A 22,957-nucleotide genomic window follows, 5' to 3' on the forward strand; every position below is an offset into this window, starting at 1 on the left:
GAAATTCGGTTCGAATAATACATTCTAAAGGTTTTCAGGTATATTTGTTAATTATTAATAGTCTTATGAAAAAAATTTCACTCTACACCTTTGCGGTGATTTTGCTCGTTGGTGGGAAATCTTTTGCTCAGGAAGAGCGTAACCGGGTGATCACCACGGCGGCTTCTACTTTGATGATAGCAGCCGATGCGCGTGCTGCAGGGTTGGGTGACCAGGGGGTGGCAACTTCTGCCGATGCCTACTCGCAACAGTGGAATCCGGCAAAATATGTTTTTGTGGAAAGTAAGCAAGGCCTGGGGGTGAATTACACTCCTTATTTGAGTGAGCTTGTAAATGACATCTTTCTTGGGAATGTTACCTATTATAACCGAATAAGTGATAGAAGCGCCTTTGGAGCAAGTTTAAAGTATTTTAGCATGGGGAACATTGAGGCCCGTGACTATCCTGATGAAGTTGCGAGGATTCTCAGTCCGAATGAATTTACGCTTGACCTTTCATATGCCCTTAAATTAAGTGATCATTTTTCTATGGCTGTGGCGGGAAGATTCCTTCGCTCCGATCTTAAGATTGCAGAGCTTGATCCCGATGCCAGTGCGGCAAATACCTTTGGTGTAGATGTCTCGGCTTTTTACCAAAGTGACCGCATCACTTTTACCCGGTTTGACGGTCGCTGGAGAGCGGGTGTCAATATTGCGAACATAGGTCCTAAAATAAAATATGATGCTGGGGGGCAGGAAAACTTTATTCCCACAAATTTAAAACTTGGTGGTGGTTTTGATTTTATCCTTGATAATTCTAACCGGATAGGAACTTACCTCGAATTCAATAAGCTCCTTGTGCCTACCCCTAAAGATTTTGACAATGACGGCGACAGGGATGCCGAAGATATTCAGGAATACAACTCTATAGGTGCTATTGAAGGGATCTTTAAATCTTTTGGAGATGCGCCCGATGGTTTTAGTGAAGAACTTAAGGAGGTTACTTATGCAATAGGGGCCGAGTATGTATATGAGGAAGTATTTTCCCTTAGAACAGGATATTTCCATGAAAGCCCGGAAAAAGGCTCGCGGGAATTTATTTCTTTTGGTGCTGGTTTTAGACATAATATTGTAGATATAGATCTTTCTTATCTCTTTTCAACTTCCGAAGTAGTAAGTCCGTTAGAAGGAACCTTGAGATTTGGGTTGACCTTTAACTTTGGAGAACAATACGCTCAATATTAGTAGTAAGATTAAATTTCTGGTATTCTTTTGATTATTAACTAACTTTGTGCCTCAAAACGAGGAAATAACAAGCTCCCGGACTATTTTAGTTACGGGAGATTTTTTCTAGATAAAGAACAGGAATGAAAAAAATAACCATAAGTGCCGACCTTGCAGTCTACGAAAATAACGCTGAATTGGCCGATGATGTGCAAAAACTGATGCAGGAGGCGATTGATGCAAGGGAGAAATCCTACTCTCCATATTCACAATTTAAAGTAGGTGCCGCAATTCTTCTTGAAAATGGGGAAGTGGTAACCGGGAGTAATCAGGAAAATGCCTCCTATCCGGCGGGTTTATGTGCCGAAAGAACTGCAATCTTTTATGCAGGCGCAAAATACCCAAACACCAGGATCTTAAAAATGGCTTTAACGGCGCGATCTGAGAAGCAGGAAGTCGCAGTTCCCACCCCGCCCTGCGGGTCGTGCAGGCAGGCTATTGCCGAGTATGAAGTAAAGCAAGATCAGCCTATCGAGATCTTCTTTATGGGAGAGAAAGGCAAGGTGGTAAAGGCGCAATCAGTGTCCGATCTTTTGCCGCTCATATTTGACAGTACATACCTATAACGTTTTCGCGCTTTTTCAATAGGAAACTGTTTTTAGTTCCTTTTGAAAATAGTATTTTTGTGTTTCGCTTGGCGCAAGCATCGCTTAGCCTAAAAAATAAGTAGTTAAATGAAGAAAATAACAAAAGCCACTTACATAAAGTGGTATGAGGACATGCTGTTTTGGCGGAAGTTTGAAGACAAACTGGCTCAAGTGTATATTCAGCAAAAGGTAAGAGGTTTCTTGCACCTTTACAACGGGCAGGAAGCAATACTTGCAGGTGCATTGCACGTAATGGATTTGTCAAAAGACAAAATGATCACTGCCTATAGAAACCACGTGCAGCCAATTGGGATGGGTGTGGATCCAAGAAGGGTGATGGCCGAGTTGTATGGAAAGAAAACCGGTACCTCTCACGGTATGGGTGGTTCCATGCATATTTTCTCAAAAGAGCACCGCTTTTATGGTGGGCATGGTATTGTTGGAGGTCAAATTCCTCTTGGTGCCGGTCTTGCCTTTGCAGATAAATATTTTAAAAGAGACGCAGTAACCTTAACCTTTCTTGGTGACGGTGCTGCAAGACAGGGTTCCCTTCATGAAACTTTCACCATGGCTGTGAAATGGAACCTGCCTGTGGTTTTCTGTGTAGAGAACAACGGGTATGCGATGGGTACCTCGGTGGCACGTACTTCAAAAAGTACAGAGATCTGGAAGCTGGGTCTTGGATATGACATGCCATGTGGGCCTGTTGACGCAATGAATCCGGAAAAAGTAGCCGAAGCTCTTGACGAAGCTATTAAAAGAGCACGTAAAGGTGAAGGTCCAACCTTCCTCGAGTTGAAAACGTATCGCTATCGTGGTCACTCTATGAGTGATGCGCAGCAATACCGTACCAAAGAGGAGGTAGCCGAGTATCAAAAAATTGATCCTATCACCCAGGTGAAAGAGATCATCAAAAAGAACAAATACGCTACAGATAAAGAAATCAAGGCCATAGACAAGAAAGTTAAAGACCTGGTTGCTGAATGTGAGCAGTTTGCTGAAGAATCTGATTTTCCAGATGTGCAGCAGTTGTATGATGTAGTCTACGAACAAAAAGATTATCCGTTTTTACCCCATAAACTATAAAGAATTATGGCTGAAGTAATTAAAATGCCGCGCCTTAGCGACACCATGGAAGAAGGTGTTGTTGCTAAGTGGCTAAAACAAAAAGGTGACAAAATTGAAGAAGGGGATATTCTTGCCGAAATCGAAACCGATAAGGCGACTATGGAATTTGAATCTTTCTACGAAGGTACCTTATTGTATATTGGAATTGAAGAAGGAGAAACTGCACCTGTAGATACCCTGCTGGCAATAGTAGGAGAAGAAGGAGAGGATATTTCCTCACTCTTGGATGGGAAAGCAGATGCTCCTAAAGAAGATTCTAAATCTGAAACTGAAGAAAAACCTGAAGCTTCGTCTGATTCAGATGCTTCCTCTGAAGATGATGCTGAAGGAGGTGAAATTCCTGAAGGAGTAGAAGTGGTGAGAATGCCACGCCTTAGTGACACTATGGAAGAGGGAACAGTTGCTTCCTGGATCAAAAAAGAAGGAGATGAGGTTGAGGAAGGAGATATCCTTGCCGAAATTGAAACCGATAAAGCAACTATGGAGTTTGAATCTTTCTATTCCGGTACTTTATTGTACGTAGGGATTCAGGAAGGAGAAACTGCACCTGTAGATGCTGTTCTGGCTATTATTGGCCCAAAAGGAACAGATGTTTCATCAATAGTTAAGTCGGGAGGGGTATCAAAACCTGCAGCTTCAAAAAGCACCGAAGAGAAAAAAGAAGAAAAGCCCGAAGCTTCTAAAGAAACTTTGCAAGAGGCTACAGCTTCAGATGGAAGTAGAATTTTCGCTTCGCCGCTTGCCAAAAAGATGGCCGATGATCTTGGTATCGATCTTTCTCAGGTAAAAGGTTCCGGAGAGAACAATCGTATTGTCAAAAAAGACATCGAGAATTATAAAACTTCAGGAAAAGCTGCCGAGGCAAAACCTGCTGCTGCGGCCCAGCCTCAACAACAGGCACAGCCGTCTCCGGTACAGGCTTACACTCCGGCCGGTGAAGAAAGTTTTGAAGAGGTGAAGAATTCTCAAATGCGCAAAACTATTGCGAAGAGACTTGCCGAATCTAAATATAACGCACCGCACTACTACCTCACTATTGAAGTAGATATGGCTAATGCTATGGCCAACCGCAAGCAGATCAATGAGATCCCAGACGTGAAGGTTTCTTTTAACGACCTGGTGATCAAAGCATCGGCGATGGCTTTGAGAAAACACCCAAAAGTGAATTCTCAGTGGACTGGAGATACTACTAAAATTGCAAAACACATCCACATGGGGGTTGCGGTAGCGGTTGAAGAAGGACTCGTTGTTCCGGTATTGAAATATGCAGATCAAATGTCGCTTACCCAAATTGGCGGACAGGTGAGAGAACTTGCAGGTAAAGCCCGTAACAAGAAATTACAGCCTCAGGAAATGGAGGGCAGTACTTTTACGGTTTCTAATCTTGGAATGTTCGGGATCACAGAATTTACCAGCATCATTAATCAGCCTAACTCCGCTATACTTTCAGTAGGAGCTATTGTTGAGAAGCCGGTAGTGAGAAATGGGCAAATTGTGGTAGGAAATACCATGAAGCTTACTCTTGCCTGCGATCACCGTACGGTAGATGGTGCAACCGGGGCTCAGTTCCTGGAAACACTTAAAACCTATATTGAAAATCCTGTGACCATGTTGGCCTAAGGAGATTTATAGACTAATAACGAAAAATCCCGCTTCTCGCGGGATTTTTTTATCTTTAGCCGCATGAGAAAATTCACCTTTACCGGTCTTGCAGCTGCAGGCTTTTTAGTTTTTACAGCCTGCGGGCATTCCAAACAAGTGGCTACTGAGACAGCCGCTGTTTCTTTTCAAAAAGAGAGTGTCAAAAATGCCATTTTAGAAGAGGATATTTCTTCAGCCTTAAAATATCTTTCTTCCGATGAACTTCAGGGAAGATCAACGGATACAGATGGTATAGAGAAAGCTGCTCAATATATAGAGAACGTGTTCAAAGAGCAGGGCGTAAAACCCTTTTTTGACAGCTATAGAGATACCTTTGAGGTAAAAGGTTTAACAGGATATAACCTTGTGGGCCTTGTTGAGGGAACAGACCCACAGTTAAAAGATCAATACATAATTGTGGGCGCGCATTACGATCATGTGGGCCATGCCAAGCCTTTTGAAGGCGATTCCCTGGCTAATGGTGCCAATGACAATGCTTCGGGAACTACAGCGGTTTTGGAGCTGGCTAAATTCTTTGCTGAAAATCCGCCGAAAAGAAGCATACTTTTCAGTCTTTTTTCTGCGGAAGAATTGGGGTTGGTAGGAGCTGCCGAATTAGCAAAAGAATTCAAAGCTGAAGGAATTGACCTCTACACCATGTTCAATATTGAAATGATTGGGGTGCCCATGAAAGATAGAGATTACATGGCGTACCTCACCGGCTACGAAAATTCCAATTTAGCCGAAAAATTCAATGAATATTCTGAAGCCCAGGTGCTGGGATTTCTGCCTGAAGCTAAGCAATACAGTCTTTTCCAAAGAAGTGATAATTATCCCTTTTTTAAGGAATTCAATGTGCCGGCACAAACCATCTCAACTTTCGACTTTACAAATTTTCCCTATTACCATCATGTAAAAGATGAATTTGAAGAAATGGATGTAGCTCATATGGAAAACCTCATTGAAACCATAATTCCGGGAATTGCCGGTATGGCAAATAGCACCCAAAAAGAAATAAAACTTAAGGAGCAATGAAAAAGATTGTGATCACCGGTACCAGCCGGGGGATAGGTTTAGAACTTGTCAAAATCCTGGCCGAAGCCGGGCATAAAGTACTTGCATTATCCCGAAATCAGGATGCTATTAAGAAACTGGATCTTGAAAATGTGCATTTCTTTGAATTTGATATTACCAGAGAAGAAGATCTTCAGAAAGCTTCAGAATTTGTGCAGGAACAATGGGGCGGCGTAGACATCCTTATAAATAATGCAGGTGCCATTATAAATAAACCTTTTGAAGAAATAACTTCCGAAGAGTTTGAGAGCGTGTATAAAGTGAATGTCTTTGGTGTTGCCGCTCTTACCAGGAAATTGTTGCCTTTAATCAGTAAAGAAGGGCATGTAGTTACCGTGAGCAGTATGGGCGGAGTGCAGGGCAGTATGAAATTTCCGGGACTTGCTGCATATAGTTCGAGTAAAGGTGCAGTAATAACACTCACAGAACTCCTTGCTGAAGAATATAAAGAAAGCGGCCCCGCATTTAACGTACTTGCTTTGGGTGCGGTACAAACGGAAATGCTCCAGGAGGCTTTTCCAGGTTATAAAGCACCTCTGCAACCCGCTGAGATGGCCCGGTACATCGCCGACTTTTCTCTTACCGGAAATAAATTTTACAACGGTAAGTTGTTACAGGTTTCCAGTAGTACACCATAACAGGAATGAAGCATATACTTGAGAAATATATCCCTACCCATGCTGTTGAACCAATATTCGGCTTAATTAAGGCCAATAATGTTCACCTTAAAATTGTGAACGAAAGAAAAACCCGACATGGCGATTATCGCAGTTTGCCGGGCGGAGTTCATCAAATTACGGTGAATGCAAGTCTCAACGAGTATCGATTTCTTATTACCCTGGTTCATGAAATAGCACACCTGGTGGCTTTTGAACATTTTGGAAGGCAAATTAAACCTCATGGGGAGGAGTGGAAAAGATGTTTCCAGAAGCTCATGCTTCCATTTATAAGACCCGAGATATTTCCGGTGCAGTTACTGCCTTTAATTGCCAGGCACTTTAAAAATCCGAAGGCGAGCAGTGATACAGATGCTCATCTTTCGGTAGCTCTAAAACAATTTGATGCCGAGAATGACAAAAATTATATTTTTGAAATTCCGCAGGGAGGGGTTTTTAGAATATACAATGGCAGGATATTTAAAAAGGGCGAACGGCGTGTAAAAAGATATGAATGCGTAGAAGTGAAAACAGGCAGAATTTACCTGTTCCAGCCCAACGCAGAAGTGGAATTATTAAAAACAGCCAATTGATATGAAGGAGAGTAATTTTGCAGTTTTAATGGCTGGCGGGGTAGGCTCCAGGTTTTGGCCGGTGAGTACCGCAGCAAAACCGAAACAGTTCAGGGATTTAATGGGTAAGGGGGAAACCCTTATTCAAACCACTTTTAAGCGCCTCACGCACTTAGTGCCTGCAAAGAATATATATGTACTCACCAATGAAGGTTATGAACACCTGGTGAAGGAGCAGTTGCCCGAGCTTGGCGAGGAACAAATTTTACTGGAACCGGTAATGCGTAATACCGCCCCGGCTGTGTTACTTGCGGCTCTAAAGATTAGAAAAAAGAACCGTGATGCGGTGATGATCATGGCTCCCAGTGATCATTGGATAGAAGATGAACAGGCTTTCCTAGATGATATCACTATCGCTTTTGAAGCGGCACGGGAACAGGACAAGATCCTTACTTTAGGGATAAAACCGACTTTTCCCAATACCGGTTACGGGTATATCAAATTCAATCCGTCGGCCCCGGGGAGAGTGAAGCCGGTGGAGTTATTTACTGAAAAGCCTTCTTATGAGGTCGCTAAAGATTTTCTGAAGAGCGGGAATTTCTTGTGGAATGCAGGCATATTCGTCTGGAATGTGGAATATATAATCAGGTCATTTCAGAAAAACCTGGAACAAACTTTTGAGCTCTTTTCAAAAGGGGAAGCGATATATAATACTTCCGAAGAAAAGGATTTTATCAGGGAGAATTATCCGGCGGCAAAAAATATTTCGATTGATTATGCCATATTAGAGAAGGAACAGGGTACTATTGATGTGATCCCAGCCTCTTTTGACTGGAATGACCTGGGCACCTGGGGTTCTCTTTACGAAGAGACAGGAAAGGATGAAGATGGTAACGTGGCGCTAAACGCCCGTCTTTTTGCTGAAAATGCCACGGGAAACCTGGTATCTTCAGACAAAAATAAAGTGGTGGTCATTGAAGGATTGAAAGACTGTGTTATAGTAGACGAAAATGAGATTTTGCTCATTGTGCCGCGGGCAAAAGAGCAGGATATTAAAGGAATCAGAGAGCGGGTGAAAGAAAAATTCGGTCAAAATTTGGGCTAGAGAATGGAAGATACATCAGGAAGTGGTACAGCAATGCCGGCAGGTCATGTGAACAAGGGCAAAACTGCTCTTCGGGAGATCAAGGAGTTTTTAAGGGAGCTTCTCGATATTCATGATGACACCGACAGGGAAACAACCCTGGAAACGGTGAAAAGGGACATTTCCTTTAAAGGTCACAATGCCTGGATTCTCATATTCTCCATTTTTGTGGCTTCTATTGGCCTTAATGTGAGTAGTACTGCTGTGGTGATTGGTGCCATGCTTATTTCTCCTTTAATGGGGCCTATTGTAGGGATTGGTTTTTCTGTAGCTATAAATGATATTGATACTTTAAAACGAAGCCTCGTCAATTTAGGGGTGATGGTGTTCTTAAGTGTACTTACCGCTTATTTGTATTTTTTGATCTCTCCAATTAAAGAAGAAACACCTGAACTTGTAGCCCGGACATATCCTACAATACTCGATGTTCTAATTGCCATTTTTGGAGGTTCGGCGCTTATTATAGCCAAAACAAAAAAAGGGGCGATTGCCAGTGTTATTATGGGTGTGGCTATAGCCACGGCACTTATGCCGCCACTCTGTACGGTGGGATATGGGTTAGCGATAGCTAACTGGGAATATGCAGGGGGAGCTCTTTACCTGTTTACCATCAATTCCATTTTTATTGCACTTTCCACTTTCCTAATGGCGAAACTACTGCGTTTCCCACTGGTTAAGTACGTGAACAGCAAGCGTAGAAGGAACACCGCACGTTTGGCTTCTTTGGTGGCAATCCTGGTAATGATACCCAGTATCATTTTATTTGTGAATCTACTGCGGGAACAGGTTTTTGTAAGTAAGACAAAAGAATTTGTTCACGAGGTGGTGAATTATCCCGGGGCCGAAGTTGTTAAATTTGAACAGGATTACAAGACCAAGATCATTGAGATCTACCTGATTGGCCGGCCGGTGCCACAAGAGCAAATTGAACAGTGGGTACAGGCTATTACGCAGGTTCCCAACCTGGAGGATGTGGTGCTCGAAATACACCAGGGGTCTGACCAAAGTTCAGAACTGGCCAGCCGACTTTCTACCGAAGTGAGGGCAGGAATCCTCGAAGATCTTTATGTGAAAAATCAGCAACTGGTGGAGAATAAAGATGCCCGTATTCAGTTGCTCGAACAGGAGCTGGTAAAATATAGAAGTACCGGGATTCCTTTTGAAAGCGTTTCAAGAGAAGCCAAGATCAACTATTCCGAAATTCAGGAGATGAGCTATGCCAATAGTCTTGTCACGAACTTCTCGAAAATTGATACTATTCCTACTTTCAACGTTAAGTGGTCATCCAAATTGAATGCTGCAGCACGTAGATCTCAAAGGGATAAGCTCGAAAAATGGTTGCAGGTGCGCCTGTCGCTGGATACTCTTGTTGTAAGAACTGTAAATTAGCCTTAGAGGCCCTGTTGTTGGGCGTCCCGCACTTTCTTAAATAAATCGGAGGAGTAGACAAAATCTGTAACGGTTTTGTCGTCAGTTTTGAAAATCTGGCTTTTGTCCCCTTTCCATGCCAGTACCCCGTCTTTCAAAAAGGCGATATTTTCACCAATTTCCAGTACCGAGTTCATGTCGTGGGTAATCACTACGGTGGTGATATCATATTCCACAGTGAGTTCATGAATAAGATTATCTATCACCGTGGCAGTGCGTGGATCAAGACCTGAGTTAGGTTCATCACAAAATAAGTATTTTGGACGATTCACAATAGCCCGGGCAATAGCTACCCTTTTTTGCATCCCTCCACTTATTTCTGCCGGATATTTGTTTCCCGAATCGGAAAGGTTCACTCTTTCAAGCACCTCATCAACCCGGTCTTTAAGCTCTCTTTTTTTCTTTTTGGTAAACATTCTCAAAGGGAACATGACATTTTCCTGAACAGTCATGGAGTCAAACAAGGCTCCTCCCTGGAACAGCATACCCATTTCCTGCCTCAGTTCCCTTTTTTGCTCATCGGTAAATGACGAATAGGCTTTTCCGTCGTACTCAATAGTACCTTCATCTGGAGTGAAAAGCCCAAGCATGCTTTTCATCAAAACACTTTTACCCGAACCCGATTGCCCTATGATCAGGTTTGTCTTACCGGTTTCAAATACGAAATCAATACCCTTAAGGATGTGCTCGTCATCAAAACTTTTCTTTAAACCTTTTACTTCGATCATTAGCTAAGTAGTAATTGAGTTACTATGTAATTCGTGATAATAATAACAACACTGGTCCATACAAAAGAGGTGGTACTTGCCTGTCCCACTTCCAAAGAGCCTCCTTTCATGTAATAGCCATGGTAAGAAGGTACAGTGGCCAGGATAAAAGCAAAAAGGAAGGTTTTGAAAAACGCGTAAAATAGATGGTATGAATCAAATTCTTCCTGTAATCCCTGTAAAAAAACATCTGCCGGTACAAATCCTCCCATCACTGCTGCCGTGTAAGCTCCCATAATTCCCAGGAACATCGAAATAGCAATGAGAAATGGGTACGTGAGCATAGCAATAATCTTCGGGAAGACCAGGTAGTTTAGGGAATTGATCCCCATTACCTCGAGTGCATCTATTTGCTCGGTAACCCGCATTGAACCTATACTGGAAGTGATGAAAGATCCCACTTTTCCTGCCATAATGATAGAAATAAAAGTAGGGGCAAATTCCAGGATGATAGACTGTCTTGCTGCAAAAGCAATTAAACTTTTTGGGATTAACGGGTTGTTCAGGTTGAGTGCCGTTTGTAAAGCAACAACTGCACCTATAAAAAAGGATAGGAATGAAACAATTCCAAGAGACCCTATAATAACCACGTCTATTTCCTTAAAGATCAATTCTTTTAAAACCGAGCGTTTGGTCATTCTTCCAAACACACCCTTTAACATTAAAAAATATTCCCCAATAGACTGCAGGTATCTCATTGTAAGCTTTTGTTCTGGCTAAAATACTAATTTTTGAAAGAATGTATTTAAGCTTAACTTAATCTTTATACTCCTTAAACTTTGTATTTTTACAACACTAAAATTTATATAATGAGATATCTTATTCAGATTGTCCTGTTGTCCTTCTGTTTCTCGACAGTTAGTGCACAGGAAGCCCCTCAACGATCTTTTGATCCTGAAAAAGACCTTCATGCCAACCCAAAGCTCGTAGTGGGAGTGGTGGTAGACCAAATGCGATATGACTATATCACCAGGTTCTGGAACCACTTTGGTGATGATGGTTTTAAAAGGCTTGTTTCTGAAGGTTTTAACCTAAGGAACAACCATTTCAATTATATTCCTACATATACAGCGCCGGGACATGCTTCTGTTTATACTGGTACATCTCCTCAAACCCACGGAATTATTGGGAATAACTGGTATGATAAGTTTGATAAAGAATATGTGTACTGTGTAGAAGATCCCACAATAGATCCCGTGGGGACTGAAGACGAGGCCGGTAAAGTTTCACCCCACCGTTTGATCACTACCACGGTGGCCGATGAAAACAGGCTACACACACAAATGAGAGGGAAGACCATTGGTATAGCCTTAAAAGACAGGGGTGCCGTTCTTCCGGCAGGCCATACAGCCAATGCAGCGTACTGGTTTCATGGTCAGGATGAAGGCAGGTGGATCACCAGTTCTTTCTATACTAAACAACTACCTCAATGGGTGCAGAAATTTAATGCTTCAGGAAAAGCAGACAGTTACCTAAAACCCTGGACTACTTTGGCAGACATTAATACTTACATTGAAAGCGGTACAGATATCAACAATTTTGAAGGCGGCTTTAAAGGAAAAGCAGATACCGGATTTCCTTACGACCTAAAGTCTCTAAAAGAGCAAAATGGAGGTTATGATATTTTAAAAGCTACTCCTTACGGGAACAGCCTTACTGCCGACTTTGCTATTGCAGCTCTTGATGGGGAACAATTGGGGCAGGATGCCGACACCGATTTCTTAACGGTAAGCTTTTCTTCAACAGATTATGTGGGGCATAACTTCGGCGTGAATTCAAAAGAAGTGCAGGATACTTACGTTAGGCTTGATCGCGATCTTGGAAAACTGCTGAAGGCGCTCGATCAAAAAGTGGGAGAGGGGAATTACACTTTGTTCCTTACTTCCGATCATGGGGGAGTTCAAGTACCTGCTTACCTGGAAACCGTGGGGATTCCATCAGGATATTTTGAGTGGGATAAGCTTAAAAAAGAGCTCAATAATTTTCTCAGTAGTAAATTTCAGAAAGATAACCTGGTAGAGAACATTTCAAACAATCAAATCTTCTTCAACTATGATGAGGTCTTGAAAATGGACATTTCTTCTGAAAAACTTCAGCAGGAGATTATGCATTTTCTGCTTCAGTATGAAAATATCAGCAGGGTGTTCACCAGAAGTCAGTTACAATCAGCCAGTTTTTCAGAAAAAATTGCGTCGGCTGTTGATAACGGATTCAATCAAAAAAGGAGTGGTGATGTGGCGATAATTCTTGATCCTTCGGTGATTTCTTATTCCCGTACCGGCTCAACCCATGGTTCGGGTAATAACTATGATACCCATGCGCCGCTTATTTTCTTCGGAAAAGGTATCAAAGCGGGCAACAGTCTCGAAAGAACCGAAATAGTAGATATTGCACCAACAATTTCGGCGCTATTGGGGATCCCGTTTCCTAATGGGGCTACAGGGCGGCCGTTATATATGGTCTTTGCCAGGTAGCTAGAAGATTTTTGACAGCATTTTTTTATACCGGAGCCTTCTTATGAAGGCTCCTTCTTTTTTATCTACCAAAAATGGCATTTTTGAAGCCTTAGCCCTTCTATAGCCTTTCAGGTAATCTAATGCAAGTGCGGCATTTCCTTTTTTTAGCGCGAGCTTGACCGAAGCAATCGAAGTAATAACCCAGCCGTAGCGCAGCTTGTAAAAAGCTTCTCCCTGTTTCCATTTTGCGGCTTTGTTATAGGTGAATCCGGTGGGGCGAAGGTGTTTGACAGCCAGAGAGGCATCGGTTTTGATCTTCCAGCCGTGAAACTGTGCCAGTAATTCATCTACGGTATCCCAGCCCATAGAAGGTTTAAGCCCGCCAATGTCTTCAAAACAGGCTTTTCGGTAAGCCTTTAAAGCTCCCCGAATATGGTCGTTTCCGGTTAAATTTTCCAGCTGCCAGTTTCCGTCTTTTTCAAGGTGACAAAACCCTCCTGCCATTCCCACTTTTGGATCTTCCTTAAAATGCCTGCTAATGGTTTCGAGGTATTCTTCTGGAAAGATCAAATCGGCATCAAATTTACAGATGACGTCGTAGTTTTGATCCAGCTGGTTTAATCCGTAGTTAAAGGCGTTTACCACCTTACTTCCTGGCAAATGTGCTTCGGAAGAAGTGGTGCTCACAAGGGAAATGAGAGGGAATTTATCAGCATAATCTTTCACTACCTGTGCTGTAGCGTCCGAAGATTGGTCGTCAACCACTACCAGCTTTTTGGGCTGCAGGGTTTGTTCAGAAAGAGACTTCAGGGTTTGCCCTATAAATGCTGCCTCATTATGTGCAGGGATGACGATGTAGAATTTCACTGGTTCAAAACTTTCAGTAAAAGTACAATTTCTGAGCCTCTGTTTCCGAAGCAGGAGAGATTAGAGTATAACTGTAATTACGCTGTATATTGCTTCAATAGAAAAAGAGGTGTCAAAAATGCCAATTTTGACGGGTTATTTTTTCTCGGCGTACACGGCGTAGTAGCGGGGCGTGAACTGTCTAAGCAGCGGCCTTACTCCAATCTTCTTTACAGGGTTTGTCCATTTGTGCCGTTCTTTTATTTCCCAGCCGGCTTTCTCCAGCAGCCAGTCAAACTGCCAGTCTTCAAACTCGTGGTAGTGCCGGTCCCATTTATCGGTTTTACTGCGATAGGCGGGAGAGAACCACAGGCTTAACGGGATGGTAGTAACCAGTTTTTTAGCGCGTATGTCCCTAAGTACATTAAACGGGGCCACAAGATGCTCAAAGATCTCAAAGGCAGTGACAATTTCTGCATTAGAATCCTTTACACTTGTGGTGTCTAAATCCAGGTCTTCTCCTGTAGTATTGGTGACCTGGTAGCCCTGTGCTTGCATTAGCTCACTAAACGGATTTCTCACGCCCAGGTCCAGAATACTGGCGGGAGCAGGAGCAACATGGGTTAAGAATTCAAGGGTTTCTTTATATCGCTTGTTCGGGAAACTCTTTTCGTACATCTAGAACTGGTACACAATGGCATTAATATTCATCCCGGCACCCACGCTGGCTAAAATGATCACATCTCCTTTTTCGAGGGTCTGGCCGTCCATCTTTTTCTTCAGGATAAGGTCGAGCAGGGTAGGTACGGTAGCAACACTACTGTTGCCAAGTTTATCAATACTCATTGGCATTATACCCTCTGGCACCTGTTGCCCGTAAAGCCTGTAAAAACGTTTTACAATGGCTTCATCCATTTTCTCATTGGCCTGGTGAATGAGGATCTTCTTAATATCTTCTATCTTTTTGCCACTTTTCTCAAGGCAGCTCTTCATGGCATTAGGAACATGGCTCAATGCAAATTCGTAGATCTTACGGCCGTGCATTTTAATGTATCGGCGGTCATCTGTAGCCTTAGCATTATTTGATTTTCCGAAGAAAATGAAATTAGCTTCTTCAAACGAGTAAGTGGCACTTTCATGGGCCAGGATCCCTCCTTCTTCTTCGTTGGCTTCAATCACGGTAGCTCCTGCTCCATCTGAGTAGATCATGGAGTCCCGGTCGTGCTTGTCTATTACCCGCGAAAGGGTTTCGGAACCAATAACAAGGCATTTTTTTGCCATGCCGCTTTGTATGAAAGCTTTTGCCTGGATCACTGCTTCAACCCATCCCGGGCAGCCAAAAAGTATATCATAAGCAACGCATTTTGGATTCTTAATGCGCAGTTTATGTTTTACCCTGGTGGCAAGACTGGGAACGGTGTCGCTCTGTAAGTCATTGTGAAGTACATCGCCATAGTTATGGGCAACGATTAGGTAATCGAGTTCTTCAGGATCAATCCCGGCATCTTCTATTGCACTGTTGGCAGCGAGATAAGCAATGTCAGAATTGTTAAGCTCATTATGCGCGTACCGCCTTTCGGCAATACCGGTTATAGCTTTAAATTTTTCAATGATAACTGCATTGGGTTGGGAAAAGGTGGAACCATCCTCATATAAAAATTCATGTTTTTGAAAGTCTGAATTTTTTTCAACTCTGCCTGGGATGTAACTTCCCACCCCTGTGATTTTTATGCTCATTCTGTGTCAGTTATAAAGTTGACAAGTCTCAAAATTAATAAATGTTATGCCGCTTTCCCTATATTTTTTACATTAAAATATACTTTTGCGGCATCTGTAAAGGATTTGGTAAAAGCTTCTACTATGATTAAAAATAGCGAAATTTTCTGCTTTTTTGTTAACGAATTGTTAATGAAAGCAAAGCTAAAAAAACCGGAGGTGATGTGCCTCCGGTGTTTCTCTTTTTAATCTTCCATATATTCTTCTATGGGCGCACAGGTGCAAATGAGATTCCTGTCTCCAAAGGCTTCATCAACTCTTCGAATGGAGGGCCAGAATTTGTTTTCGGCCAGGTAATCTATAGGAAAAGCTGCTTTTTGCCTTGTGTATGGGAAATTCCACTCGTCGGTAGTCAACATTGCCAGCGTGTGAGGGGAATTCTTCAGTACATTGTTAGGTTCATCTTCTGTAGCTTCGTCAATTTCTTTACGTATAGAGATAAGTGCGTCACAAAACCTGTCAAGTTCAGCTTTACTTTCACTTTCGGTAGGTTCTATCATCAAAGTTCCGGCAACAGGGAATGAAACTGTTGGGGCGTGGAAGCCGTAATCAATAAGCCTTTTTGCAATATCGGTCACTTCAATTCCTTTGGCTTTAAATGGGCGGCAATCCACGATCATTTCGTGGGCAGCCCTTCCGCGTTCACCACTGTAAAGGGTTTTGTAGTGTTCTTCTATACGAGATTTGATGTAGTTGGCGTTTAAAATGGCAAATTGCGTCACCTTTTTAAGGCCTTCTGCACCCAGCATTTTGATATAGCCATAAGAGATAAGGCAAACCAGCGCAGATCCCCATGGAGCTGATGAAATTGCGGTAATAGCATCATCACCACCTGTCTTTACTACCGGATTCCCTGGTAAGAACGGCACAAGTTGTTTTGCAACACATATGGGGCCAACACCCGGGCCGCCACCGCCATGCGGAATAGCAAAGGTTTTGTGAAGGTTGAGGTGGCAAACATCGGCGCCAATTGCTCCGGGACTGGTTAGGCCTACCTGTGCATTCATATTTGCACCATCCATATAAACCTGCCCGCCATACTGGTGGATAATATCGATAACCTCCATAATGGCCGACTCAAATACTCCGTGAGTTGAAGGATAAGTCACCATGAGTGCCGCCAGGTTATCTTTGTGTTTAAGGGCTTTTTCCTTAAGATCTTCTATGTCAATATTGCCCGATTCGGTAGACTTGGTAACTACCACTTTCATTCCGGCCATAACTGCTGAAGCAGGATTGGTACCGTGAGCTGATGATGGAATAAGACAAATATTCCTGTGAGATTCCCCGCGTGATTTGTGGTACTTACGAATCACCATGAGTCCGGCATATTCTCCCTGTGCGCCCGAGTTTGGCTGTAGGGAAGTGCCGGCAAATCCTGTAATTTCTGTGAGTTGTTCTTCCAGTTTTTTCAGAACAATTTGATAACCTTCTGCCTGCTCTACAGGAACAAAAGGATGCAGATTTCCCCACTGCGGATAGCTTATTGGGAGCATTTCGGCAGCGGCATTGAGCTTCATGGTGCATGAACCCAGCGAGATCATGGAGTGATTAAGGGAAAGATCCTTACGCTCTAATTTTTTGATGTATCGCATCAACTCTGTTTCTGAATGATAAGAGTTGAAAACTTCATTTTTAAGAAATTCCGTTTTGCGTTCTACTGAAGCAGGAATGTAATTGTTTTCTGAAAGCTCTGAAGCTTTAATGGCTTCTTTACCGGCGGCTTCAGCAAAAATTTCAAGAATGGTATTTACGTCATCAAGGTTTGTAGATTCATTCAGGGAAATTGCCACTACGTCTGAAGACGGGTAGTAGAAATTCACCTTATTGCGTTCTGCAATCTCCTTTACTTTCGCTGCTTCAGCCTTAATAAGTACAGTATCGAAAAATGTAGAATTCAGCTGGGAAAAACCTAATTTCTCAACATTTTCAGCAACAGTTGCGGCCAGGCTGTGAACCCTGTTGGCAATGAATTTTAATCCGCGTGGGCCGTGGTAAACAGCATACATACCTGCCATTACAGCTAAAAGCACCTGTGCGGTACAAATATTTGACGTCGCTCTGTCTCTTTTAATATGTTGCTCCCGGGTTTGAAGTGCCATACGAAGGGCAAAGTTGCCATCGGTATCTTTGGTCACTCCAATAATTCGGCCGGGAATGCTTCTTTTGTATTCTTCTTTAGTGGCGAAATATGCAGCATGAGGCCCGCCGTAGCCTAAAGGAATTCCGAAGCGCTGGGTAGTTCCCACTACCACGTCTACTCCAAATTCTCCAGGAGCACGTAGCTTCACAAGACTTAGAATGTCGGCAGCTACTGCGGTTTTTATATTGTGTTCTTTGGCTTTGGCAACAAATTGAGAATAATCGTACACCTGGCCCATTCTTCCGGGATACTGGAGAAAAGCTCCAAAAAACTCTTCGGAAAAATCGAATTCTTCATGATCTCCAATAACCAGTTCAATACCCAGCGGAATTGCACGGGTTTTAAGAAGATCTATAGTTTGCGGAAGTACAAGTTCTGAAACAAAGAACTTATTGATATTATTTTTCTTTTGATCTCTTTCCCGCACTTCATATAGCAAAGACATAGCTTCGGCGGCGGCAGTACCTTCATCAAGCAAAGAAGCATTAGCCAGTTCCATTCCGGTAAGATCGGCTATTACAGTCTGGAAGTTCAAAAGTGCTTCCAGCCTTCCCTGGGCAATCTCGGCCTGGTAAGGAGTGTAGGCAGTATACCAACCCGGATTCTCCAGAATGTTACGCTGAATTACAGGTGGGGTGATTGATTGGTGATAGCCAAGCCCAATATATGTCCTGAAAACCTTATTTTTGGCAGCCAGCGAGATGCTGTGAGCAATATATTCATGTTCGCTCATGGCCGGGGCAAGCTCAAGATCCTTTTTTAGGCGAATATCATCGGGCAGGGTTTCGTAGATTAGTTGATCTATTGAGTCAACTCCAATAGTCTCCAACATGTCCTTTAGATCATGTTCCCGTGGGCCTATATGACGTGTAGCAAAAGAAAAAGTATTCATCAAGTAAAAGTTGTGTTTTGAAGGGCGAAAATAAGCATTTTCAACCTAATTTTTAGTGATTTAAAACAGCAAGATTGGTAAAGTTTTTAAGCTCTGGCCTGTTGCCTTTACAGTTGTGAAAAAAATATTTGATTTCTATATTAATAGCAGTATTCACGTGGCTTTAGCGGTGGTTTCGCTTTGCCTTGTAACTGTGCTGCATTTTGGAGGGCAAATTGACCCTGGCCTGCTGGTTTTTATCTTTTTTGCAGTGGTAACAGGATACAATTTTGTGAAGTATGCCGCAGTAGCCGGCCTGCATCACCGAACACTCACCCGCGGACTCAAAAACATTCAGATATTTTCTCTTTTTTGCTTTACCGGGTTGCTCATTTCTTCTTTTTTTATTGATTTCAAAATCCTGCTGCTAAATGCCATTTTTGGATCCCTAACTGCGCTTTATGCCCTGCCTGTCTTCAGCAAAAGAAGAAATTTGAGAAGTATCTCGGGCATTAAGATATTCATTATTGGTATTGTGTGGGCCGGGGTGACCGTAGTGCTTCCCGGAATAGGTGTCAAAAATGCCATTTTTGGAGACCTTTTTCTCGAAATGTTTCAGCGGTTTTTGTTGGTGCTGGTCTGGATCCTGCCGTTCGAGATAAGGGACTTAAAGTACGACCTGGAGCAGTTGGGAACCCTTCCGCAGCGAATAGGGGTTACCAGGACTAAAATCGTGGGCCTGCTGCTACTGGGGGTGGTAATTGTGACAGAACTTTTAAAAACTTCAGGGTCACAGGCCTCTTTTAATGCTTTGGTTGTAATGTGTCTTCTAACTGCCTTTTTTGTAATGGCCAGTAAAGAACACCGAAGCCGCTACTTTACCGCTTTTTGGGTGGAAGCAATTCCCATCTTATGGCTGGTGATTCTTTTAATGTTAAAAGCCTTTTGAAGTTCCGTTTTTGATCTTATTTCTGAAAGCTTCCTTTTCCTGTGAAGAGCAGGTTTTAATATCGGCTTTTTTCAGAAGATTACTCAGTTTCTTGTTATTGTGATAGTAATCATTACAGGTTCGGCAAAAGTAGAGGTGGAGCTTCAGTCTTAACTTTTCAATAAAACCGGCCTCTTTATATTCGGCCTTTGTGCAAACTTTTTCTGCTTCGGCGCAGCTAAGTTTCATAAAATGTAATCTCTTCATGCTAAAACCAATTTTTCTCCAGGCATTTAGCCAGAGAAGTTCTGGCCCTGTGAATAATCACCCAAAGGTTAGACGGACTAATTTCAAATTCATTACAAATGGTTTCGGTATCTACACCATCAATGGTCTTCATTTTAAAAATGGTTGCCTGTTTTTCATTGAGCTGGTCAACACAATCCAAAATGGCAAGCCCCAGTTCGTGGTTTTCCATCTCGTCTTCGGCTGTCATGTCAGAGAGATCGGCTACCCTTTCTTCCAGCCAGTCACCTTCATTGTCGCTGTCCCGGAACTGCATTTTAACTTCGGCCTGTCCTTTTTGGGAATTGTTCCGGCGATAATGGTCAATGATCTTTCGTTTTAAAATTGAAATGAGCCAGGTTCTTTCCGAAGCTTCTCCCTTAAAATTTTTCATGGAGTTGAGCCCGGCCAGGAAGGTTTCAGAAACAAGATCGTTAGCCATTTCCCGGTCATTTACGCGCACAATGGTGTAGTTGAACAGGTAATCTGCATACCTGTCTACCCATTTTTGTGGATTTATGCTGTTTGCTTCCATAGTTGGCCGGTTCTCTCAAAAATAGCAAAAGATTTGGTTAATGCTTTTGTGCATTCGCCAAACCTTCTGCTTATCTTATGGTATATGCTATCTTATTTCTTCGGAAGCAATCCTGCTCTGCGCAACAAGGCTTCAGGAGCAGCCTCTTTTCCTCTGAAGCGTTTGTACAAGGTCAACGGGTGCTCGGTGCCTCCCTGAGAAAGTACGGTTTCCCTGAATTTATTGGCGGTTTCCCTGTCAAAAATGCCATTTTCAGTAAAGAATTCAAAAGCATCGGCGTCCAGTACTTCTGCCCATTTATAGGAATAGTAACCGGCAGCATAACCTCCCTGGAAGATATGTGAAAACGAGGTGCTCATGCAGTTCTCTTTCACTTCAGGATAAAGTTGTGTAGTCTCAAAGGCTTTTTCTTCATGGGCTTTAACATCATCAATGCCTGAAGGGTCTTTGCTGTGCCAGCTCATGTCAAGCATTCCAAAACTAAGCTGCCTTAATGTGGCCATGCCTTCATGGAAGGTAGCCGAATCTTTGATCTTTTGAATAAGATCATCGGGAATCACTTCGCCGGTCTCGTAATGCGTGGCGAAAAGTTTCAACGCATCTTTCTCATAGCACCAGTTTTCGAGTACCTGGCTTGGAAGTTCGACAAAATCCCAGAAAACGTTAGTGCCCGAAATACTTGGATAAATTGTATCTGCCAACATGCCGTGAAGGGCGTGACCAAATTCATGGAAGAGGGTAGTAACCTCATTGAACGTGAGCAGAGATGGGTCTTCATCTGTAGGTTTTGTGAAATTGCAGACGATAGAAATATGTGGGCGCTCATTTTTACCTTTTTGGCGATATTGAGATTTGTAAGAAGTCATCCATGCGCCACCACGCTTGCCTTCACGCGGATGGAAATCGGCGTAGAACAGGGCTATTTCCTTTCCTTCTTCATCGGTAACCCGGTAAGTTTGCACCTCAGGATGATAGGTTTCTACATCAAAGACCTGTTTGAAGTTGAGACCATAAAGTTTTTCGGCTACTATAAATACGCCTTTGATGACGTTGTTGAGCTCAAAATAAGGCTTGAGCTGTTCATCGTCGAGGTTAAAAAGTTTTTGCTTCAGTTTTTCTGAATAATAGGCCGCATCCCATTTTTCGAGTCGGTCGATCTGGTCAAGGTCCTGCGCAAAACTCTCAAGTTCTTTAAATTCCTTTTCGGCTGCCGGTTTGGCTTTTTCCAAAAGTTCTTCCATGAAGGAATTTACTTTTTCTGGAGTTTCGGCCATACGTTCTTCCAGTTTGAAATGCGCATAGGTTGGATAGCCCAGAAGATTGGCCTTTTTATGCCGCAGTTTTACAATTTGCAGCACATTCTCCCTATTGTCAAGCTCGTCGCCGTGAAAACCCTTAGCTCCAAAAGCAATGGCAAGTTCTTTGCGCAGCGCTCTGCTTTTAGCATATTTCATAAACGGAATGTAGCTGGGGTAATGAAGGTTAAAGATCCATCCTTCTTTGTTCTTTTCTTTTGCCAGCATCTTTGCTGCGGTACGGGCACCTTTGGGCAGGCCTTCAAGATCTTCTTCGCGAGTGATATAGAGTTCGTACCTGTTAGTTTCGGCCAGCACGTTTTCTCCAAAGTTGAGGCTTAAAGAAGCCAGTTTTTTATCCAGTTCTCGCAGTTCCTGCTTTTGCCCGGCATCAAGATTTGCGCCGTTGCGCTTAAACATCTTGTACTTCTTGTCCAGCAAGGTGCTTTGTTCAATGCTGAGGTTGAGGCTGTCTTTGTTTTCGTAAACCGCTTTTACCTTTTGAAAAAGTACCGGATCCTGGATAATGTCATTTTTGAAGTCGGTTAATACCGGGGATATTTCCTGTGCCAGTTTCTGAATTTCTTCATTGGTCTCGGCTGAGTTGATGTTGAAGAAGATGCTGGTAATTCTGTCAAGTTGTTCTCCTGCAAACTCAAGGGCTTCTACGGTGTTTTCAAAAGTAGGGGCTGCACTTGAAGCAGTGATTTGCTCAATATCCTGTTGCGCCCGCCTGATAGCTTCTTCTATGGCCGGTTTGTAGTGCCCGGTTTTTATTTTCATAAAAGGAGCGGTATCGAATTTTTCCAGAAGTGGATTTCTTTCTGTCATATAGCTTGAATAATTGGCTTAAAAGAATGCGTTTTAACGAAATTTTTTGGAAAAGTTCGGAAAATTCTAAAATTATTCTTTACTTCACATTTCCCAAATTACTAAAGTCAGTAGCTTTTAGGTTTTTGATTAATATATTTAGAATGGTTAATAAATACTATTAAAACAACGAATGCTACTTTAAAGCCACGTGAAAACGTGGCTTTTATTTTTTAATGCTTTTTGCGCCCTCAATTACTTTCTGTTTTAGGTCTTCCTTGTAATCTACGATTTTTTGAAGCACGTCCTGGTTTGAGCTACCAAGAATTTGCGCTGCCAGGATACCTGCATTTTTGGCTCCGTTGAGGGCTACAGTGGCTACAGGAACTCCTCCCGGCATTTGTAGAATAGACAATACAGAATCCCAGCCATCAATAGAATTACTCGATTTTACCGGCACCCCAATAACCGGCAGGGGGGAAAGAGATGCAATCATTCCCGGAAGGTGTGCAGCGCCACCGGCACCTGCAATAATTACATTTATGCCGCGGGTATGAGCATTTTTCCCATAATCGAAAAGTTTGTCGGGGGTACGGTGAGCAGAAACTATATCTACTTCAACTTCTACATCAAAGGACTTTAATATATCTATTGCTTCCTGCATTACCGGCATATCGCTGGTGCTGCCCATAATAATTCCTACTTTGCTCATATAATAAATTTTAGACCTCACAGGTTTTTGAAACCTGTGAG

At 42.7% G+C, this 22,957-nt stretch carries 21 protein-coding genes; 11 read left to right on the forward strand and 10 right to left on the reverse strand.

Annotated elements, in window-relative coordinates; translation table 11 throughout:
* The first annotated feature begins 65 nt into the window (after nucleotides 1–65).
* The 9 genes from porV to V5739_RS10630 all read left to right on the forward strand — a co-directional run bounded on the left by porV (nucleotide 66) and on the right by V5739_RS10630 (nucleotide 9,453).
* Nucleotides 66–1,223 (forward strand): type IX secretion system outer membrane channel protein PorV, encoded by a 1,158-nt coding sequence (gene porV, locus V5739_RS10590; protein WP_423818141.1) that lies wholly within the window; start codon nucleotides 66–68, stop codon nucleotides 1,221–1,223.
* A gap of 122 nt (nucleotides 1,224–1,345) precedes the next feature.
* Nucleotides 1,346–1,828: a cytidine deaminase gene (cdd, locus tag V5739_RS10595; protein WP_423818142.1), complete on the forward strand. Its 483-nt coding sequence runs from the start codon at nucleotides 1,346–1,348 to the stop codon at nucleotides 1,826–1,828.
* A 108-nt stretch (nucleotides 1,829–1,936) separates the two neighbouring features.
* Complete coding sequence (gene pdhA, locus V5739_RS10600; RefSeq protein WP_423818143.1) at nucleotides 1,937–2,935, forward strand: pyruvate dehydrogenase (acetyl-transferring) E1 component subunit alpha; 999 nt, start codon at nucleotides 1,937–1,939, stop codon at nucleotides 2,933–2,935.
* A 6-nt stretch (nucleotides 2,936–2,941) separates the two neighbouring features.
* Complete coding sequence (locus V5739_RS10605) at nucleotides 2,942–4,597, forward strand: pyruvate dehydrogenase complex dihydrolipoamide acetyltransferase (RefSeq protein ID WP_423818144.1); 1,656 nt, start codon at nucleotides 2,942–2,944, stop codon at nucleotides 4,595–4,597.
* Between the two features lie 63 nt (nucleotides 4,598–4,660).
* Nucleotides 4,661–5,653, forward strand: a complete 993-nt coding sequence (locus V5739_RS10610; RefSeq protein ID WP_423818145.1) for a M28 family peptidase — start codon at nucleotides 4,661–4,663, stop codon at nucleotides 5,651–5,653.
* A complete protein-coding gene (locus V5739_RS10615) occupies nucleotides 5,650–6,330 on the forward strand; it encodes an SDR family NAD(P)-dependent oxidoreductase (RefSeq protein WP_423818146.1) in 681 nt (226 codons plus the stop codon). Before V5739_RS10610 ends, V5739_RS10615 begins: the two co-directional genes overlap by 4 nt.
* A gap of 5 nt (nucleotides 6,331–6,335) precedes the next feature.
* Nucleotides 6,336–6,941: a SprT-like domain-containing protein gene (locus V5739_RS10620; protein WP_345597153.1), complete on the forward strand. Its 606-nt coding sequence runs from the start codon at nucleotides 6,336–6,338 to the stop codon at nucleotides 6,939–6,941.
* 1 nt (nucleotide 6,942) lies between these two features.
* Nucleotides 6,943–8,025, forward strand: a complete 1,083-nt coding sequence (locus V5739_RS10625) for a mannose-1-phosphate guanylyltransferase (RefSeq protein ID WP_423818147.1) — start codon at nucleotides 6,943–6,945, stop codon at nucleotides 8,023–8,025.
* A 3-nt stretch (nucleotides 8,026–8,028) separates the two neighbouring features.
* Nucleotides 8,029–9,453: a DUF389 domain-containing protein gene (locus V5739_RS10630; RefSeq protein WP_423818148.1), complete on the forward strand. Its 1,425-nt coding sequence runs from the start codon at nucleotides 8,029–8,031 to the stop codon at nucleotides 9,451–9,453.
* Nucleotides 9,454–9,455: 2 nt separating this feature from the next.
* Here V5739_RS10630 and V5739_RS10635 read toward each other — a convergent pair whose 3' ends face one another.
* Nucleotides 9,456–10,220 carry an ABC transporter ATP-binding protein gene (locus tag V5739_RS10635; protein WP_266070197.1) on the reverse strand — a complete coding sequence of 255 codons (765 nt, stop codon included), beginning with the start codon at nucleotides 10,218–10,220 and terminating at the stop codon, nucleotides 9,456–9,458.
* Nucleotides 10,220–10,957: an MlaE family ABC transporter permease gene (locus tag V5739_RS10640; RefSeq protein WP_423818149.1), complete on the reverse strand. Its 738-nt coding sequence runs from the start codon at nucleotides 10,955–10,957 to the stop codon at nucleotides 10,220–10,222. Before V5739_RS10640 ends, V5739_RS10635 begins: the two co-directional genes overlap by 1 nt.
* 111 nt (nucleotides 10,958–11,068) lie before the next feature.
* Between V5739_RS10640 and pafA the strand changes: the two genes are divergently transcribed.
* Nucleotides 11,069–12,733, forward strand: a complete 1,665-nt coding sequence (gene pafA / locus V5739_RS10645; RefSeq protein ID WP_423818150.1) for an alkaline phosphatase PafA — start codon at nucleotides 11,069–11,071, stop codon at nucleotides 12,731–12,733.
* Here the strand turns inward: pafA and V5739_RS10650 are convergent, their stop codons facing one another.
* The 4 genes from V5739_RS10650 to gcvP form a co-directional block, all read right to left on the reverse strand.
* Nucleotides 12,734–13,582 (reverse strand): glycosyltransferase, encoded by an 849-nt coding sequence (locus V5739_RS10650; protein WP_423818151.1) that lies wholly within the window; start codon nucleotides 13,580–13,582, stop codon nucleotides 12,734–12,736.
* A 135-nt stretch (nucleotides 13,583–13,717) separates the two neighbouring features.
* On the reverse strand, nucleotides 13,718–14,239 hold the full coding sequence (locus V5739_RS10655) for a methyltransferase (RefSeq protein WP_423818152.1): 522 nt from the start codon (nucleotides 14,237–14,239) through the stop codon (nucleotides 13,718–13,720).
* Complete coding sequence (locus V5739_RS10660; protein WP_423818153.1) at nucleotides 14,240–15,298, reverse strand: 3-oxoacyl-ACP synthase III family protein; 1,059 nt, start codon at nucleotides 15,296–15,298, stop codon at nucleotides 14,240–14,242.
* Nucleotides 15,299–15,522: 224 nt separating this feature from the next.
* Nucleotides 15,523–18,372, reverse strand: coding sequence for an aminomethyl-transferring glycine dehydrogenase (gene gcvP, locus V5739_RS10665; protein WP_423818154.1), 2,850 nt, complete (start codon nucleotides 18,370–18,372; stop codon nucleotides 15,523–15,525).
* Between the two features lie 115 nt (nucleotides 18,373–18,487).
* Between gcvP and V5739_RS10670 the strand changes: the two genes are divergently transcribed.
* Complete coding sequence (locus V5739_RS10670) at nucleotides 18,488–19,300, forward strand: hypothetical protein (RefSeq protein WP_423818155.1); 813 nt, start codon at nucleotides 18,488–18,490, stop codon at nucleotides 19,298–19,300.
* Here the strand turns inward: V5739_RS10670 and V5739_RS10675 are convergent.
* The 4 genes from V5739_RS10675 to purE form a co-directional block, all read right to left on the reverse strand.
* Complete coding sequence (locus tag V5739_RS10675; RefSeq protein WP_423818156.1) at nucleotides 19,286–19,546, reverse strand: hypothetical protein; 261 nt, start codon at nucleotides 19,544–19,546, stop codon at nucleotides 19,286–19,288. The genes V5739_RS10670 and V5739_RS10675 overlap by 15 nt on opposite strands.
* A 1-nt stretch (nucleotide 19,547) precedes the next feature.
* Nucleotides 19,548–20,099 (reverse strand): sigma-70 family RNA polymerase sigma factor, encoded by a 552-nt coding sequence (locus tag V5739_RS10680; protein WP_423818157.1) that lies wholly within the window; start codon nucleotides 20,097–20,099, stop codon nucleotides 19,548–19,550.
* Nucleotides 20,100–20,191: 92 nt separating this feature from the next.
* Nucleotides 20,192–22,225 (reverse strand): M3 family metallopeptidase, encoded by a 2,034-nt coding sequence (locus tag V5739_RS10685; RefSeq protein ID WP_423818158.1) that lies wholly within the window; start codon nucleotides 22,223–22,225, stop codon nucleotides 20,192–20,194.
* A 205-nt stretch (nucleotides 22,226–22,430) separates the two neighbouring features.
* Nucleotides 22,431–22,916, reverse strand: a complete 486-nt coding sequence (gene purE / locus V5739_RS10690) for a 5-(carboxyamino)imidazole ribonucleotide mutase (RefSeq protein ID WP_266070208.1) — start codon at nucleotides 22,914–22,916, stop codon at nucleotides 22,431–22,433.
* Nucleotides 22,917–22,957: the final 41 nt, after the last annotated feature.

This window comes from Salinimicrobium sp. TIG7-5_MAKvit (genome assembly GCF_049569215.1).
Lineage (GTDB): Bacteria > Bacteroidota > Bacteroidia > Flavobacteriales > Flavobacteriaceae > Salinimicrobium > Salinimicrobium profundisediminis.

What these genes read in the sequence shown, in the direction of transcription:
- V5739_RS10640 (WP_423818149.1), bottom strand. Translation starts at nt 10,957, where the DNA reads ATGAGATACCTGCAGTCTATTGGGGAATATTTTTTAATGTTAAAGGGT.
- V5739_RS10655 (WP_423818152.1), bottom strand. Translation starts at nt 14,239, where the DNA reads ATGTACGAAAAGAGTTTCCCGAACAAGCGATATAAAGAAACCCTTGAA.
- V5739_RS10620 (WP_345597153.1), top strand. Translation starts at nt 6,336, where the DNA reads ATGAAGCATATACTTGAGAAATATATCCCTACCCATGCTGTTGAACCA.
- V5739_RS10625 (WP_423818147.1), top strand. Translation starts at nt 6,943, where the DNA reads ATGAAGGAGAGTAATTTTGCAGTTTTAATGGCTGGCGGGGTAGGCTCC.
- V5739_RS10635 (WP_266070197.1), bottom strand. Translation starts at nt 10,220, where the DNA reads ATGATCGAAGTAAAAGGTTTAAAGAAAAGTTTTGATGACGAGCACATC.
- V5739_RS10610 (WP_423818145.1), top strand. Translation starts at nt 4,661, where the DNA reads ATGAGAAAATTCACCTTTACCGGTCTTGCAGCTGCAGGCTTTTTAGTT.
- pafA (WP_423818150.1), top strand. Translation starts at nt 11,069, where the DNA reads ATGAGATATCTTATTCAGATTGTCCTGTTGTCCTTCTGTTTCTCGACA.
- purE (WP_266070208.1), bottom strand. Translation starts at nt 22,916, where the DNA reads ATGAGCAAAGTAGGAATTATTATGGGCAGCACCAGCGATATGCCGGTA.
- gcvP (WP_423818154.1), bottom strand. Translation starts at nt 18,372, where the DNA reads ATGAATACTTTTTCTTTTGCTACACGTCATATAGGCCCACGGGAACAT.
- V5739_RS10605 (WP_423818144.1), top strand. Translation starts at nt 2,942, where the DNA reads ATGGCTGAAGTAATTAAAATGCCGCGCCTTAGCGACACCATGGAAGAA.
- V5739_RS10680 (WP_423818157.1), bottom strand. Translation starts at nt 20,099, where the DNA reads ATGGAAGCAAACAGCATAAATCCACAAAAATGGGTAGACAGGTATGCA.
- V5739_RS10630 (WP_423818148.1), top strand. Translation starts at nt 8,029, where the DNA reads ATGGAAGATACATCAGGAAGTGGTACAGCAATGCCGGCAGGTCATGTG.
- V5739_RS10685 (WP_423818158.1), bottom strand. Translation starts at nt 22,225, where the DNA reads ATGACAGAAAGAAATCCACTTCTGGAAAAATTCGATACCGCTCCTTTT.
- V5739_RS10660 (WP_423818153.1), bottom strand. Translation starts at nt 15,298, where the DNA reads ATGAGCATAAAAATCACAGGGGTGGGAAGTTACATCCCAGGCAGAGTT.
- porV (WP_423818141.1), top strand. Translation starts at nt 66, where the DNA reads ATGAAAAAAATTTCACTCTACACCTTTGCGGTGATTTTGCTCGTTGGT.
- V5739_RS10675 (WP_423818156.1), bottom strand. Translation starts at nt 19,546, where the DNA reads ATGAAGAGATTACATTTTATGAAACTTAGCTGCGCCGAAGCAGAAAAA.
- V5739_RS10615 (WP_423818146.1), top strand. Translation starts at nt 5,650, where the DNA reads ATGAAAAAGATTGTGATCACCGGTACCAGCCGGGGGATAGGTTTAGAA.
- cdd (WP_423818142.1), top strand. Translation starts at nt 1,346, where the DNA reads ATGAAAAAAATAACCATAAGTGCCGACCTTGCAGTCTACGAAAATAAC.
- pdhA (WP_423818143.1), top strand. Translation starts at nt 1,937, where the DNA reads ATGAAGAAAATAACAAAAGCCACTTACATAAAGTGGTATGAGGACATG.